12 protein-coding genes and 2 pseudogenes are annotated in these 14,625 nt (G+C 74.4%); 10 read left to right on the forward strand and 4 right to left on the reverse strand.

What is annotated here, in order from left to right; translation table 11 throughout:
• Nucleotides 1-25 precede the first annotated feature (25 nt).
• The 5 genes from XF36_RS35720 (at nt 26) to XF36_RS32545 (ending at nt 4,032) form a co-directional block, all read left to right on the forward strand.
• On the forward strand, nt 26-139 hold the full coding sequence (locus XF36_RS35720) for a putative leader peptide (protein ID WP_020621591.1): 114 nt from the start codon (nt 26-28) through the stop codon (nt 137-139).
• A 210-nt stretch (nt 140-349) separates the two neighbouring features.
• Nucleotides 350-1,105 carry an ABC transporter permease subunit gene (locus XF36_RS17870; protein WP_145981642.1) on the forward strand — a complete coding sequence of 252 codons (756 nt, stop codon included), beginning with the start codon at nt 350-352 and terminating at the stop codon, nt 1,103-1,105.
• Nucleotides 1,102-1,815: an ABC transporter ATP-binding protein gene (locus XF36_RS17875; RefSeq protein WP_060712857.1), complete on the forward strand. Its 714-nt coding sequence runs from the start codon at nt 1,102-1,104 to the stop codon at nt 1,813-1,815. The genes XF36_RS17870 and XF36_RS17875 overlap by 4 nt, the downstream gene beginning before the upstream one ends.
• Entirely contained in the window at nt 1,805-2,932 is a 1,128-nt protein-coding gene (locus tag XF36_RS17880) for an ABC transporter substrate-binding protein (protein ID WP_082375493.1), read from the forward strand. Before XF36_RS17875 ends, XF36_RS17880 begins: the two co-directional genes overlap by 11 nt.
• Nucleotides 2,929-4,032: an LLM class flavin-dependent oxidoreductase gene (locus XF36_RS32545; protein ID WP_060712858.1), complete on the forward strand. Its 1,104-nt coding sequence runs from the start codon at nt 2,929-2,931 to the stop codon at nt 4,030-4,032. Before XF36_RS17880 ends, XF36_RS32545 begins: the two co-directional genes overlap by 4 nt.
• Before the next feature lie 235 nt (nt 4,033-4,267).
• Here the strand turns inward: XF36_RS32545 and XF36_RS35255 are convergent.
• Nucleotides 4,268-5,560 (reverse strand): annotated as a pseudogene (locus XF36_RS35255) (sulfotransferase domain-containing protein); the annotation flags it as partial.
• Nucleotides 5,561-6,013: 453 nt separating this feature from the next.
• Here XF36_RS35255 and XF36_RS17895 point away from each other — a divergent pair.
• From XF36_RS17895 to XF36_RS17910, 4 genes are read left to right on the forward strand one after another with little or no spacing between them, the layout of a single operon-like run.
• Entirely contained in the window at nt 6,014-6,910 is an 897-nt protein-coding gene (locus XF36_RS17895) for a MetQ/NlpA family ABC transporter substrate-binding protein (RefSeq protein ID WP_060712860.1), read from the forward strand.
• Nucleotides 6,910-7,998 (forward strand): methionine ABC transporter ATP-binding protein, encoded by a 1,089-nt coding sequence (locus XF36_RS17900; protein WP_060712861.1) that lies wholly within the window; start codon nt 6,910-6,912, stop codon nt 7,996-7,998. The genes XF36_RS17895 and XF36_RS17900 overlap by 1 nt, the downstream gene beginning before the upstream one ends.
• Complete coding sequence (locus XF36_RS17905) at nt 7,995-8,657, forward strand: methionine ABC transporter permease (RefSeq protein WP_060712862.1); 663 nt, start codon at nt 7,995-7,997, stop codon at nt 8,655-8,657. The genes XF36_RS17900 and XF36_RS17905 overlap by 4 nt, the downstream gene beginning before the upstream one ends.
• A gap of 22 nt (nt 8,658-8,679) precedes the next feature.
• Nucleotides 8,680-10,023, forward strand: coding sequence for an NtaA/DmoA family FMN-dependent monooxygenase (locus tag XF36_RS17910; protein ID WP_060712863.1), 1,344 nt, complete (start codon nt 8,680-8,682; stop codon nt 10,021-10,023).
• Between the two features lie 96 nt (nt 10,024-10,119).
• Here XF36_RS17910 and XF36_RS17915 read toward each other — a convergent pair whose 3' ends face one another.
• Nucleotides 10,120-10,518, reverse strand: a complete 399-nt coding sequence (locus XF36_RS17915; protein ID WP_168169538.1) for a DUF3040 domain-containing protein — start codon at nt 10,516-10,518, stop codon at nt 10,120-10,122.
• Between the two features lie 141 nt (nt 10,519-10,659).
• On the opposite strand from XF36_RS17915, the pseudogene mgtE reads away from it, so the two are divergent.
• A pseudogene (mgtE, locus tag XF36_RS34895) lies at nt 10,660-11,956 on the forward strand (magnesium transporter).
• Here the strand turns inward: mgtE and XF36_RS17925 are convergent.
• Together XF36_RS17925 and XF36_RS31705 are read right to left on the reverse strand one after the other, a co-directional pair.
• Entirely contained in the window at nt 11,920-13,071 is a 1,152-nt protein-coding gene (locus tag XF36_RS17925; protein WP_082375494.1) for a TerC family protein, read from the reverse strand. The pseudogene mgtE and the gene XF36_RS17925 overlap by 37 nt on opposite strands.
• Nucleotides 13,072-13,339: 268 nt before the next feature.
• The gene (locus tag XF36_RS31705) at nt 13,340-14,470 is read right to left on the reverse strand and encodes an SDR family NAD(P)-dependent oxidoreductase (RefSeq protein ID WP_145981409.1); all 1,131 of its coding nucleotides are present in this window, start codon (nt 14,468-14,470) and stop codon (nt 13,340-13,342) included.
• Nucleotides 14,471-14,625 lie beyond the last annotated feature (155 nt).

Here is a 14,625-nt window from a genome sequence, read left to right on the forward strand (position 1 = left end):
CCGGACGCCGTGGTCACCTGGTGGCATGAACACCGGCCGGCGCACCCCGTCACGCACGGTCGCCGTCGGTCCGGGCCGGGACCTCACCCGCCGCCGCCACGTGGACCTGCTCCGCCTCGCCGGCTGCACCTGTCGCTGACCGCGGCGATCCCGCCGCGCCGTGCCGCCCGTGCCGCGGGCCGCCCCGTCGTGCGCCCACCCCTGCCCACCCCTGTCATCACCGTGAATCCCGGGAGCCATCGTGTCCACGACCTGGACCCCCGCACCGGCCGACGCCGGTGCACCACCCGCCACGCCGTCGTCGCCCGTCGTCGCACCCGTCGCCCGCCGGACCCGGCGCCACCCCGACCTGCGCCGCTGGATCTCCCCGGTCGCCCTGATCGTCGCGTGGCAGCTCGCGTCGTCGACCGGACTGCTCGCCGAGGACGAGCTCGCCTCGCCCCTGCGGGTGGTGACCGCCGCCGTCGACCTCACCCGCAGCGGGGAGCTGCCCGAGGGGCTGCTGGTCTCGCTCGCCCGGGTCACGACCGGGCTTGTCCTCGGCCTGGTCGTCGGGGTCGGGCTCGGCGTGGTCTCGGGGCTCTCGCGCTGGGGCGGGCTGCTCGTGGACCCGCCGGTGCAGATGCTGCGCACGCTGCCGCACCTCGGCCTGGTGCCGCTGTTCATCCTGTGGTTCGGCATCGGAGAGCTGCCGAAGGTGCTGCTCGTCGCGCTCGGCGTGCTGTTCCCGATGTACCTCAACGTGCACTCCGGGGTCCGCGGGGTGGACCCGAAGCTGATCGAGGCGACGTCGGTGTCCGGGTTCACCCGCGCCGAGCAGCTGCGCCACGTGGTGCTGCCCGGCGCGATGCCCTCCACGCTCACCGGCCTGCGCCTGGCACTGGGGATCGCCTGGCTGTCGATCATCGTCGCGGAGACGACGTCGGCCGACGCCGGACTCGGCTACATGATCATGAACGCCCGCGAGTTCCTGCGCACCGACGTGATCGTCGTGGGCCTGGCGGTGTACGCGCTTCTCGGCCTGGCCACCGACGCCCTGGTGCGCCGGCTGGAACGCCGTGTCCTGGCCTGGCGCCCGGCCGGACCGGCGGGGGCCGACCGATGAGCGCCCGCGTGCACGACCTGGTCCGCGAGTTCGACGGCCGCCGGGTCCTCGACCGGCTGGACCTCACCATCGGCGACGGCGAGTTCGTCGCCCTCCTCGGCCGGTCCGGCTCGGGCAAGTCGACGCTGCTGCGGCTGCTCGCCGGCCTCGACGACACCTCCGACGCCGGGGTGTCGGGCACCGTCGAGGTCCCCGGCTCGGTCGCGGTGGCCTTCCAGGAGCCGCGGCTGCTGCCGTGGCGCACGGTCCGCGACAACGTCGCGCTCGGCCTGCACCGCGACCTGGGCGGCGACACCCCCGCCGGGGTCGCCGACGCCGCGCTCGCCGAGGTCGGGCTGACCGCACGGGCCGACGCCTGGCCGCTGACCCTGTCCGGCGGCGAGGCCCAGCGGGCGTCGCTGGCCCGGGCCCTGGTCCGCGAGCCGGACCTGCTGCTGCTCGACGAGCCGTTCGGCGCGCTGGACGCGCTGACCCGCATCACCATGCACCGGCTCGTCCTCGACCTGTGGCACCGGCACCGCCCCGGCGTGCTGCTCGTGACCCACGACGTCGACGAGGCGCTGCTGCTCGCCGACCGGGTGCTGGTGCTGACCGACGGCCGCATCGGCGACGAGCACCGCCCCGGCGACCGCCCGCGCGACCCCGAGCGGCTCGCCGCCCTGCGCCGCACCGTGCTCGACGAGCTGGGGGTCGCCGCCGATGCCGCGTGAGCGTCCGCGTCACACCCCGGATGCGGTCGTCGCGACCTGCGCGGCGGGTGCGACGACCGCCGCGCGGGTGCGCCGGCGTGTCACCGTCCTGGCCGTCGCGGTCGCGGCGCTGGTGCTCGCCGGGTGCTCCTCGGTCCCGGTGTCCCGGCCCCCGGTGCAGCCGCCGGTCGACCCGGCCGCGCTGGCCGGGGTGACCCTCGTCGTCGGGGACCAGAAGGGCGGCTCCCGGTCCCTGCTGCGGGCCGCCGATCTCCTCGACGACCTGCCCTACCGGATCGAGTGGCGCACCTTCACCGCCGGTCCCCCGCTGATCGAGGCGGCCCGGGCCGGCGCGATCGACGTCGGCGGCACCGGCAACACCCCGACGATCTTCGCCGCCGCGGCGCGCGCCCGGGTGCAGGTCGTGTCGGCCAACCGCGGCAACGTCACCAGCGACGCGATCCTCGTGCGCCGCGACTCGCCGATCCGCACCGTCGCCGACCTGTGCGGGGCGCGGATCGCCGTCGGGAAGGGCACGTCGGCGCACGGGCAGGTGCTGTCCACGCTGCGGGCCGCCGGGATGACCCTCGACGACGTCGACCTGACCTTCCTCGCCCCCGCCGACGCCTACGGCGCGTTCCGTCAGGGCGACGTCGACGCCTGGGCCGTCTGGGACCCCTACACCTCCCAGGCCGAGCTCGACGACGGCGCCCGGATCGTCGCCGACGGCACCGGCAACGCGAACGGCTACGGCTTCCAGGTCGCGTCCAACGCCACCCTCGCCGACCCGGCCCGCAGCGCCGCGCTGGCCGACTACCTGGCCCGGGTCGCGGCCGCCCAGGTCTACTCCGATTCCCACCGCGAGCAGCGGGCCCGGGTGTGGAGCGAGGAGACGACCATCCCGCTGCCGATCACCCGGCGGGCCGTCGCGCGCGGCCCGGACCTGCCGGTCCCGCTCGACGACACCGTCGTCGCCTCCCAGCAGGCGCTGGCCGACGCGTTCTCCGAGGCCGGGGTGATCCCCGGCCGGGCGGACGTCGGCGCGTTCGTCGACCGCCGCTACGAGGCCACCACGCTGGCCGCGGCCCGGGACGGCATCCCGGGCACCCCCACCGACCGACGGACGGGAGCACGATGAGCATCGTCCCGCACTGGTTCCTGCCCGCCTCCGGCGACGGCCGCACCATCGTCGCCCGCCGGCATGCCGACCGCGGCGAGGCGGGCTCGACGGCCCGCGAGGCGAGCATCGACTACCTCGCCCAGATCGCCAGGGCAGCCGAGGCCCAGGGCTTCCACGGCGTCCTCACCCCGACCGGAACCTTCTGCGAGGACGCCTGGCTGACCACCGCGGCGCTGCTGCGCGAGACCCGCACGCTGCGCTACCTCGTCGCGTTCCGGCCCGGTGTGCTCTCCCCGACCCTCGCCGCCCAGATGGCCGCCACCTACCAGCGCGTCTCCGGCGGCAGGCTGATGCTCAACATCGTCACCGGCGGGGACGCCGTCGAGCAGCGCCGCTTCGGCGACCACGCCTCCCACGACGAGCGCTACGCCCGCACCGACGAGTTCCTCACCGTGCTGCGCGGCGCCTGGTCACCCGAGCCGTTCGACTTCACCGGCGCCCACTACGACGTCGACGGCGCCACCACCCTCGCCCCGCCGGACCCGCTGCCCCCGGTCTACTTCGGAGGCTCCTCCGACGCCGCGCTGCCGGTCGCCGCCCGGCACGCCGACGTCTACCTGACCTGGGGCGAGCCACCCGCTGCCGTCGCCGAGAAGATCGGACGGGTCCGCAAGCTCGCCGACGACCTGGGCCGCAGCCCCCGCTTCGGCATCCGGCTGCACGTGATCACCCGCGACACCGCCGACGAGGCGTGGGCCGAGGCGGCCCGGCTGCTCGACGCGCTCGACCCGGCCGAGATCGAGCGCGCCCAGGCGACCCTGCGGGCCAGCCAGTCGGTCGGGCAGCAGCGGATGCTCGCGCTGCACGGCGGCTCGGCCGACGCGCTGACGATCGCGCCGAACCTCTGGGCCGGGGTGGGCCTGGTCCGGGGCGGTGCGGGGACCGCGCTGGTCGGGTCGCACACCGAGGTGGCCGACCGGATCGCCGAGTACCACGAGCTGGGGATCGACGAGTTCGTGCTGTCGGGCTACCCGCACCTGGAGGAGGCCTACCGCGTCGGCGAGGGCGTGCTGCCCGAGCTGCGCCGGCGTGGCCTGCTCGCCGAGCCGCCCCGCTGAGCAACCGGCCCCGGGTCAGCGGAGCCAGTCGGCCAGGTCCCAGCCGGTGCGCTCCGACCCGCGGCACGGCGTCGGCGAACAGGGCCAGGGCCGCGGCGCGCTCCTCGGCAGTGGGGCCGCCGGTGCGGCCGTGCACGTCCGGGCGCACGTGGTGGCGGGGCACCCCGGTGACCACCTCCGTCGCGACGCCGAGGAAGGCGCACACCCGGTCCGCCGTGACGGCCGGGTCGTCGCGCAGCTCCCGGTAGCGCAGCAGAAGCACCTGCTCCCGGTGGAACAGCGTGGCCAGGTGCGCGAGCTGCTCCCCGTAGCGACCCTGGGCGGCGTAGTGCCAGAAGTGCGCCCAGCCGGCGTCGATGCGGCGCTGCTCGTCGCGCAGCGCCGTCAGGAAGTCGGCCTCCGGTTCCAGGCTCGCGCCGCGCAGGTGCGCCCAGTTCGAGTGGGCCCGCTCCACCGGGTCGCGCAGCACCGCGACCAGCCGGGCGCGGGGCAGCAGCCGGGCGATCCGGTCCTGCGCGACGGTGTCGTAGAGGTAGAACACCGTCGACGCGCCGCAGCGCGCACCGGGTGGGGCGGCGTCGAACAGCGCCTCGTAGTCGGCACGCCGCCACACGTGCTCACCCCAGGTCGGGACGTCGCCGGGGCCGCCGCCGGAGGTGGGCGGCGGACCGTCGGTGAGGAAGAACTTCGGTTCCTTCGGCTCGGACAGGAACAGCTCCGGATGGCCGGCCAGCGCACGGTGCAGCGCGGAGACCCGGACGCCGCGGGCGTCCCAGCGGTCCGGACGCGGGCGCAGCGCGGTGCCCGCGTGGCTCCAGGCCAGCCCGTCGGGCGAGGTGTAGTGCTCGGTGGTCATCCGGTCCTCGTGGCCGGGCAGCTCGAGCGGGTGCACCGAGGCCCACAGGTGCCAGGTGCCGCCCTCGCGCACGACCACCGGGTCCTTCACCGCGTGCCGGTCGTCGCCGGGCAGCACGGTGCGCCGGGGCGCGGTGGGCAGCTCCTCGACGGTGCCGGCCTCCGGCACGTCGACCCACCAGTGCTTGGAGTCCGGTGTGGCGCAGGAGACGTAGAGCCGCCACCGGCCCTGCTCGGTACGCACCAGCGCGGGCCGTTCGAGCGACTCGGCGCCGAAGCGGTCCTTGGTGACCTCGGCGACCGGGGTGACGGCGACGCCGTCGGCCGACCGCGCCAGCACCACCGCGAGGCTGCGGCCCTCGCCGAGCGGGGCCCGCAGCCGGTAGGCGAGCACGTAGCCCCCGTCACCGTCGGGGACGGCCGACGGGGCGCCCGCCCAGTGCCCGGCGCCGTCCCCGGGCGGTGCGACGGCGACGGCGGCGCCGTCCAGACGTGGCGGTGGCAGCGGGGTGCTCATGCGGTCTCCCGGGTCGTGACGTCGCGCGGTCCGGCCAGACCACGGCCGATGAGATGGTCGACCAGCAGCGACACCGAGTCGGCGACCGGCTGGATGTGGCAGGCCGGTGAGCCAGACGGTGACGCCCGGAGCGGGCACGACGTCCGTGGGGGGCATCGCGCAGGTCTCCGCGGGAGGCGCCCGGCGGCGGAGGCGTTCCGGGGCCGGGTGGCGGGTCGCGGCGGTGACGGCCGGCCCACGCGGGGGCGGCCGCCCGGGCACGGGCGCGCGAACGGTCCCCCGATCGTGGCCACTCCGACCGCTGCGCCGCAACCGCCGGACGGCGGCGCGCCCGGCCACCGTGAGCTTCGTCGCGGCGGTGCGGTCCGGGTGGTTCGTCCGATGTAGGTTCTCCGATCGTGCCGACCGCCCCGCCGCGGCCGGTCGCGCCCACCCGGCGGGACCCGGTCCGGTGGCCCGGTCTCCCCGGTCACGCCCCCCGGAGCACCTGCTCCCGCCCGGCGTCACCCTCGCGGGGCGCCGTACCGGGTGCCCGGCACATCCCCGCTGCACCGCCGCACCGGCACCCGGACGCGACCCGTCCCGGGGCCGGAGCCGAGAGGAAGTCCGATGCGCCTGCCACGCGCACTGTCCCTGCTGGTCCCCGTCGCCGTGCTCGCCGTGCTGGCGGCCGGCTGCTCCGCCCCCGGCGAGTCCTCGTCCGGTGGTGGTGAGAGCGGGTCGCGGACCGTCCGGATCGGCGTCTCCGACGGCGCCGAGCCCTACTGGAAGGTCCTCACCGACAAGGCCGCCGCCCAGGGGATCACCGTCCAGCTGACCAACTTCACCGACTACAACCAGCCGAACCCGGCTCTGGCCCAGGGCCAGCTGGACCTCAACCAGTTCCAGCACCTGCAGTACCTGGCGAACTACAACGTCCAGAACAACGACACGCTGGTGCCGGTCGGCGCGACCGCGGTGTACCCGCTGCCGCTGTACTCCACGAAGCACACCGACCTGGCGCAGATCCCGCAGGGCGGGCAGGTCGTCATCCCGAACGACGCGGTGAACCAGGCCCGGGCGCTGACCGTCCTGCAGTCCGCCGGTCTGCTCAGGCTGACCGACGGGGGCACCACCACCTCCACCCCCGCCGACATCGACCGCGCCGCCTCGAAGGTCACCGTCACCCCGGTCGACGCGGCCCAGACCGCGACGAACCTGGCGAGCGCCGACGCCACGATCGTCAACAACAACTACGCGCAGTCGGCCAACCTGACCCAGGACCAGGTCCTCTACCAGGAGGACCCGGACTCGGAGAAGGCCAAGCCCTACATCAACCTGTTCGTCGCCCGGGCCGACCAGGCCGACGACCCGGTGTACGCGACGCTGGTCCGGATCTACCACGACCCGGAGGTCCTCGACGCCGCCCGCCGCGACCTCGGTGACGGCGGTGTGTTCCGCAACAACTCCGCGGAGGACCTGCGCCAGACCCTGGCCGGCATCGAGCAGCAGCTGCGGGCACGCTGATGGCGGAGCCGGTGATCTCGTTCTCGGGCGCGACCCGCACGTTCCCGGCCCGCCGCGGCCCAGGGGTCACCGCCGTCGACGACGTGGACCTCGACATCGCCGAGGGCGGGATCACCGGCGTGATCGGCTGGTCGGGGGCGGGAAAGTCCACGCTCGTCCGGATGATCAACGCACTGGAGCTGCCGACGTCGGGCACCGTCACGGTGCGCGGGCGGGTCACCTCCGAGCTGTCCGAGCGGGGGCTGCGCGAGCTGCGCGGCGATGTCGGGATGATCTTCCAGCAGTTCGCGCTGATGAACTCGCGCACGGTCGCCGGCAACGTCGGCTACCCGCTCGCCGTCGCCGGCCGCTCGCGGGAGGAGCGTCGGGCCCGCGTCGCGGAGCTGCTGGAGTTCGTCGGGCTCGCCGAGCTGGCCGGGCGCTACCCGGCGCGGCTGTCCGGTGGGCAGAAGCAGCGGGTCGGCATCGCCAGGGCGCTCGCCACGTCGCCGTCGATCCTGCTCGCCGACGAGGCGACCAGCGCGCTGGACCCGGAGACGACCCGGGAGGTGCTGGCCCTGCTGCGCCGGGTCAACCGCGAGCTGGGCACCACGGTCGTCGTGATCACCCACGAGATGGACGTCGTCGCCGACGTGTGCGACCGGGTCGTGGTCATGGAGCAGGGCAGGGTCATCGAGGAGGGCGAGGTGTACGACGTGTTCGCTGCGCCGTCGCACCCGGCGACGCGCCGCTTCGTGCACGGCGTCCTGCAGGACGTGCCGTCGCCGGAGACGCTCGCCCGGCTGCGCGAGCGCCACCCCGGCCGGCTGGTGACTGTCGGCGTCGGCGGGCCCGGCGCGGCCGCCGCCGACGCCCAGGACGCGATCGCGCGGGTCCCGGCCACGCACGGGGTCCGCGCGACCGTGGTGCACGGCGGCATCCGCGAGCTGTCCGGTCGCCCCGTCGGCAGCCTCACCCTGGCCCTGACCGGCGACGACACCGCCGTCGACGCCTGCGTCGACGAACTCTCGCGCATCACCCGGGTCACCCCGGACGGCGCCGTCACCGCCCGGGACGCCGTCACCACCCAGGACGAGGAGTCCGCATGAAGGCCGACTGGGAGACCCTGAGCCCGGTGCTGTGGCTGTCGGTGCTGCAGACCGCCTACATGGTGTTCTGGACGATGCTGCTGGCCGGGCTGCTCGGGCTGCTGCTCGGCGTCGCCCTGCACACCACCCGTCCCGGCGGCCTGTACGCGCACCGTGCCGTGTTCGGCGTGCTGAACGTGCTGGTCGACATCGTGCGGCCGATCCCGTTCATCATCTTCATCACCGCCGTGGGCCCGCTGACCCTGCTCGTGATGGGCACGACGATCGGCACCCGCTCGGTGCTGTTCCCCATGGTCGCGATGGCGACGTTCTTCATCGGCCGCATCGTCGAGCAGAACCTGGTGTCGGTGGACCCGGCGGTCGTCGAGGCGGCGCGGGCGATGGGCGCGAGCCGGTTCCGGATCGTGTGGAGCGTGCTCGTGCCCGAGGCGCTGGCACCGCTGGTGCTCGGCTACACGTTCGTGTTCGTCGCGGTCGTCGACATGTCGGCGATGGCCGGCTACGTCGGCGGCGGCGGGCTGGGCGACTTCGCCATCACCTACGGCTACCAGCAGTTCGACTGGCCGGTGACGCTGCTGACGGTGGCGATCATCGTGGTCGTCGTGCAGTGCGCGCAGCTGCTCGGGAACACCCTGGCCCGGAGGGTGTTGCACCGGTAGAAGCCACGTCGGGAGGACACGCATGCCACGCAAGCAGATCCACCTCGCCGCCCACTTCCCGGGCGTCAACAACACCACGGTGTGGAGCGACCCGGCGTCCGGCAGCCACATCGAGTTCGAGTCGTTCGCGCACTTCGCGCGGACGGCCGAACGGGCGAGGTTCGACTTCCTGTTCCTCGCCGAGGGCCTGCGCCTGCGCGAGCACCGCGGCGAGATCTACGACCTCGACGTGATGGGCCGCCCGGACACCTTCACGATCCTGAACGCCCTGGCGGCGGTCACCGACCGGCTCGGCCTGGCCGGCACGATCAACTCCACCTTCACCGAGCCCTACGACGTCGCCCGCCAGTTCGCGTCGCTGGACCACCTGTCCGGCGGCCGGGCCGCCTGGAACGTGGTGACCTCGTGGGACGCGTTCACCGGTGAGAACTTCCGCCGCGGCGGCTTCCTGCCGAAGGAGAAGCGCTACTCCCGGGCGAAGGAGCAGCTGGCCGCGACCGCCGCGATCTGGGACTCGCGCAGCGGCGCGGGCGACCGCGGCGAGTTCGCGTACTCCTCCGACCAGTTCGACGTGCACGGCCGGTTCTCGCTGCCGCGCAGCCCGCAGGGCCGCCCGGTGATCCTGCAGGCCGGGGACTCCGAGGAGGGGCGTGAGTTCGCCGCCGCGTCGGCCGACGCGATCTTCTCCCGGCACGCCGAGCCCGAGGCAGGACGGACGTTCCTCGCCGATGTGAAGGGCCGCCTCGCCCGCTACGGCCGGGCCTGGGACGACCTGAAGATCCTGCCCGCCGCGACGTACGTGCTGGGTGACACCGACGCCGAGGCCGCCGAGCGCGCCGAGGTGATCCGCTCCCAGCAGGTCAGCCCGCAGACCGCGATCGTGTTCGCCGAGCAGCTGTGGAACACCGACCTGTCCGACCGCGACCCCGACGGCCCGCTGCCCGAGTTCGACCCGGTCGAGGGCGAGCTGGTGTCGAAGGGCCGCGCCAGCGTGCGCCAGTACCGGGACCCGAAGGCCGTCGCCGACCAGTGGCGCGCCCTCGCCGCGGAGAAGGGCCTCTCGCTGCGGGAGACGGTGATCGAGGTGACCGGGCGGCACACCTTCGTCGGGAGCCCCCGGACGGTCGCCGACGCGATCGACGACGCCGTGCAGTCCGACGCCGCGGACGGCTACGTGCTCGTCCCGCACGTCACCCCGGGCGGGCTCGACGAGTTCGCCGACACGGTCGTGCCGCTGCTGCAGGAGCGCGGGTCGTTCCGCACCGACTACACCGGGACGACGCTGCGCGAGCACCTCGGGCTCCCGGCCGTCCGCTCGACGACCGACCCGACCGAGGCGGCGACGGCGGCTCCGACCGCGGGCTGACGGTGCCGCTGACGGTGCCGTCGTGCTCGACGGCAGCTCCCGCGGTCGACGCGGCCGAAGGCGCCGGATCCGATCGGGCCGCGGCGGGCCCGGCGCTCAGGGGCGCTCGTCGTCGCGGCCCTCGGCCTGCTCCCGGGCGATGTTCTCCCGGTGCGCCCGGACGGCGATCCAGGCCATCACGACCGGGATGCCGAGCAGCAGCCCGAACGACAGCAGCCCGGCGATCCAGTCGCCCGGCACGAGGACCAGCACGATCACGGTGATCGCGACGGCCTGCAGGATCCGGTCGGCACGGCCGCCCGCGGCGCGCGATGGCCGGTGCGGTGCGGTCAGCTCGGTGTCGAGCCGCGGGTCGGAACGGCGCAGCTCCTGCTCGAGGGCGGAGAGGCGGAACTCCTCGTCGCGGTCCAGGGGTCGCGCGGACGGGTGCGGATCGGGATCGCCGGTCCCACCGCCGGGCGACGACGGCGGCAGGGGCGGGGGTGTGACGGACATCGTGACCTCCTCGGTGCCATTGACCGGGTTCCCGCTCCCGGCCGCAGCCATCCGGGATGTGCTGAAGATGTCACCGATCCTACCGAAACGGACATACTCCCGCCGCTGCACACGGCAGGCCCCGGCGGCAGGATCGGCCGTATGGGACGCTGGACCGACCTCGTCGAACGGCACGACCCCTCCGGAGTCCTCGACCGGCTCGACGGACGGCCCGCCCACGAGATCGCCGACGCGCTGGCCCGGATGGAACCGGTCGACGCGGGATGGGTGTTCCGGCTGCTCGACAAGGACCGCGCGCTCAACGTGTTCGAGGAGCTCTCGACCCGGTCGACCAGCAGGAGCTGCTGGCCGGGCTGCGCGACGACGCCGTGACCGCCCTGGTCGAGGACACGGATCCCGACGACCGCGCACGAATGCTCGGCGAGGCCCCCGCGAAGGTCGCGACCCGGATGCTCGCCGGGCTCTCGGCCTCGGAGCGGGAGATGACCGCGGCGCTGCTGGGCTACCCCGACGGCTCGGTCGGGCGGGGTGATGACCCCGGAGACCGTCGCCGTACCGCTGCACAGCAGCGTGACCGAGGCACTGGCCGTCGTGCGACGCAAGGGCGCCCGCGCCGAGACCGTCTACACCCTCGCCGTCACCGACGCCGGGCGCCGGGTGATCGGCACCGTCTCGCTGCGCGACCTGGTGCTGGCCCGCCCGGACCACGGGTGCGGGCCACCGACACCGCCGAGGACGCCGCACGGCTGATGGGCGAGGCGAACCTGCTCGACCTGCTGGTCGTCGACTCCGAGGACCGGCTGCTGGGCCTGCTCACCATCGACGACGCCGTCGAGATCCTGGAGCCGGCCGACACCGAGGACACCGCCCGCCAGTCCGGTGCGACGCCGTGGTCGGGCCACTGCATGTACGTGCGGGTCACGAAGCTGGCGCGCACCCGCGCGGTGTGGCTGGCGGTGCTGCTGCTCGCCGCGGTGCTCACGGTCAACGTGCTCCAGATCTTCGAGGACGCCCTGGAACAGGTCACCGCGTTGGCCCTGTTCATCCCGCTGCTCGTGGGCACCGGCGGCAACGCCGGTGCCCAGTCCGCATCGGCGGCGGTCCGGGCGATCGCCGTCGGGGAGGTGCGGCTGGCCGACCTGCCCGCCGTCGTCTGGCGGGAGCTGCGGGTCGGGCTGCTGTGCTGGGCACCCTGCTCGGCGCGCTCGGCCTGCTCGTCGCGTCGCTGCTGGTCGGGGTCCAGGTCGCCGTCGTGGTAGCGGTGACCCTGGTGGCGATCTGCGGCTGGGCGGCGACGGTCGGCGCGACGATGCCGCTGCTGGCCCGCCGGGTCGGGATCGACCCGGCGGTGGTGTCCGCTCCCCTGGTCACGACCCTGGTCGACGCGACCGGGCTGCTGATCTACTTCTCGGTCGCCCGGCTGGTGCTGGGGCTCTGACCGGCGCGCACGGTGTCGTCGCCATGACCGGTGACGTCGCCGTGACCGGCGGCCCCGCCGTCGTGGCCCGCGTCGTCGGAGCCGGTGCCCCCGGAGCCGGTGCCGGCAGCAGCGGAGGGGGCGTCACCGGCCGCGGCGGCGCGGCCGCGCGAGACCACCAGGCTCGCGACGGCGGCGACGGCGATCGTCCCGGTGATGACCAGCAGCGACAGCCAGATCGGCACCTCGGGCACCGGCACCGGCTGCCCGCCGTTGATGAACGGCACGTTGTTCTCGTGCAGCGCGTGCAGGGTGAGCTTGACGCCGATGAACGCGAGGATCACCGAGAGGCCGTGCGCCAGGTAGATCAGGCGCTCCAGCAGGCCGCCGATCAGGAAGTACAGCTGGCGCAGGCCGAGCAGGGCGAAGGCGTTCGCGGTGAACACCAGGAACGGCTCCTGGGTGAGGCCGAAGATCGCCGGGATCGAGTCGAACGCGAACAGCAGGTCGGTAAGCCCGATCGCGACGACGACCAGCGCCATCGGGGTGAGGAGCCGCTTGCCGTCGATGCGGGTGACGAGCTTCGCGCCGTCGTACTCGGTGGAGGTGGGCAGCACCCTGCGGACCAGGCGGATGAGCCTCGAGTCACCGGCGTCGGCCTGCTCGTGGTCGTCGGAGGACAGCGCCTCGCGGATCTGGGACCAGGCGAGCCAGAACAGGATGATCGCGAACAGGTAGAACACCGCGACGAACTGCTCGATGATGACCGCACCGACCGCGATGAACGCACCGCGCATGACGATCGCTATCGCGATGCCGATCAGCAGCACCTTCTGCTGGTGCACCTTCGGCACCGCGAAGCTGGTCATGATCAGCAGGAAGACGAACAGGTTGTCGACCGAGAGGGCCTTCTCGGTCAGCCAACCGGCCATGTACTCGCCGCCGTACTGCCAGCCCGAGAAGACACCGACACCGACGCCGAACAGCAGGGCGATCGCGATGTAGCCGGCCGACCAGATCGCCGACTCGCGCAGCGTGGGCTCGTGCGGGTCACGGGCGTGCCCGACGAAGTCGAACACGAGCATGCCGATGACGACGGCGACCGTCGCCAGCCACACCCAGAGGGGAACGTTCATTGCGGGATCCTCCAGCGCAGATAGGAGCGCTGAAGGTCTCCTCCGCCCGCCGCGGTGACCGCGATGGACCGGCGCCACCGGGACCAGCTCGTCCTGGTTCCGTATTGACGGCGACGCCGTGTTCGGGAGTACTCCCCTTCGACCGGGCAAACGCTAGGGCATGGCCCTGGGTTCCGACAACCGGGGGTACGCGAGCCTCGTCACATCTGTCCGTTTCAGCCGTCGAACGCGCGGTCCCCGCCGACGACCCGGAACCGGCCCGGGGCTCTCAGCCCGCGGCGAGCCGGACGGTCGCGACCTCACGGGCCGGCTGCACCGGACGGGGGCCGGCGGGCAGCCTGCGGACGGCGGCGCGGGCCGTCGCGGAGGTGGCCGCCCGCGCGGCGGTCGGGCGGGCCGGGAGGGCCCCGGACCCTGCCACGGCCCGACGAGGCACGACGGGCAGCGGCCCGGTGCCCGACACCCGCGGCGCCGGGACGGTCGCGGCGGCGACGTGCGCGGGCCGCACCGGCTCCTCGGGCAGGACCGGCGGCACCGGCGTCGCCGGGCCCACCGCCACGGCGGGCAGCGGCCGGGACGGAGCGGGCTCGTCGCGGAACGGCGTCGGGACCGGCGACGGCCGGGTGTGCCCGCTCCCCCGCTCCAGCCGCTCGCAGCGCCCCCGGCCCCGGCCCGCGACCCGTGCGGCCAGCCGCAGCGCGGTGCGCGGCGCCTCCAGGTAGCCGACCAGTGCCCGGTACACCCAGCCCGGCGCGGACAGCTTGCGGCCGCGGGCCAGGTCGTCGAGCGAGCGGCGCACGACGTCGCGGGGGTCGAGCCACAGCGGGCCCTGCGGGTCGTCGTCGGCCCGGATCCGGCCCGCGGCGACCGCGGTCACGGTGACCCCGGTGCCGTGCAGCGACGCCGCGACGGTGTCGCTGAACGCCAGCACCCAGGACTTCGACGCGCCGTAGGCGTTGCCCCCCGAGGGCAGGTAGCCGGCGACGCTCGCGATGTTGAGGACCCCTCCGTGGCCACGGACGGTCATCGCCGGGACCGCCGCGCGGGTGAGGCGCATCAGGGCCGTCACGTTGAGGTCGATCTCGCCGGTGAGCACCTCGAACGGCGCCTCGGCGAACACCGCGTCGGTCTCGACACCCGCGTTGTTGACCAGCACGTCGATCGGCAGGTCCCGGTCGGTGATCCGGCGCTCGACGGCGGCCAGCCCCGCCGGGTCGGTGAGGTCGGCGGGCAGCGTCTCCACGATCGCGCCGGTGGCCCGGCCGACGGACTCGGCGACCTCGGCGAGGCGGGCGGCGTCGCGCGCCACGAGGACGACGGAGTACCCGCGCTCGGCGAGCTCGCGGGCGTAGACGGCGCCGAGCCCTCGGCTCGCTCCGGTCACCAGTGCAGTCGGCATGTCCGGGACGCTAGGACCCGGACGCTGTGGTGCCCCTGAGAAGGTCACGGCCCGCTGAGAGCCCGCTGAGACCCTTCCGGGACCGGTGACCCCGGGCCCGCCGCATCGTTCCACATCGCAATGCCATCTGGACTAACGTGCGCCCCCATCCGCTG

Origin of the sequence: Pseudonocardia sp. HH130629-09 (genome assembly GCF_001294645.1) — a bacterium.
Classification (GTDB): domain Bacteria; phylum Actinomycetota; class Actinomycetes; order Mycobacteriales; family Pseudonocardiaceae; genus Pseudonocardia.

Excerpts from the sequence above, each read along its gene's own strand:
- XF36_RS35720 (WP_020621591.1), top strand. The coding sequence starts at position 26 with ATGAACACCGGCCGGCGCACCCCGTCACGCACGGTCGCCGTCGGTCCG.
- XF36_RS17875 (WP_060712857.1), top strand. The coding sequence starts at position 1,102 with ATGAGCGCCCGCGTGCACGACCTGGTCCGCGAGTTCGACGGCCGCCGG.
- XF36_RS17880 (WP_082375493.1), top strand. The coding sequence starts at position 1,805 with ATGCCGCGTGAGCGTCCGCGTCACACCCCGGATGCGGTCGTCGCGACC.
- XF36_RS32545 (WP_060712858.1), top strand. The coding sequence starts at position 2,929 with ATGAGCATCGTCCCGCACTGGTTCCTGCCCGCCTCCGGCGACGGCCGC.
- XF36_RS17895 (WP_060712860.1), top strand. The coding sequence starts at position 6,014 with ATGCGCCTGCCACGCGCACTGTCCCTGCTGGTCCCCGTCGCCGTGCTC.
- XF36_RS17900 (WP_060712861.1), top strand. The coding sequence starts at position 6,910 with ATGGCGGAGCCGGTGATCTCGTTCTCGGGCGCGACCCGCACGTTCCCG.
- XF36_RS17905 (WP_060712862.1), top strand. The coding sequence starts at position 7,995 with ATGAAGGCCGACTGGGAGACCCTGAGCCCGGTGCTGTGGCTGTCGGTG.
- XF36_RS17910 (WP_060712863.1), top strand. The coding sequence starts at position 8,680 with ATGCCACGCAAGCAGATCCACCTCGCCGCCCACTTCCCGGGCGTCAAC.
- XF36_RS17915 (WP_168169538.1), bottom strand. The coding sequence starts at position 10,518 with ATGTCCGTCACACCCCCGCCCCTGCCGCCGTCGTCGCCCGGCGGTGGG.
- XF36_RS17925 (WP_082375494.1), bottom strand. The coding sequence starts at position 13,071 with ATGAACGTTCCCCTCTGGGTGTGGCTGGCGACGGTCGCCGTCGTCATC.
- XF36_RS31705 (WP_145981409.1), bottom strand. The coding sequence starts at position 14,470 with ATGCCGACTGCACTGGTGACCGGAGCGAGCCGAGGGCTCGGCGCCGTC.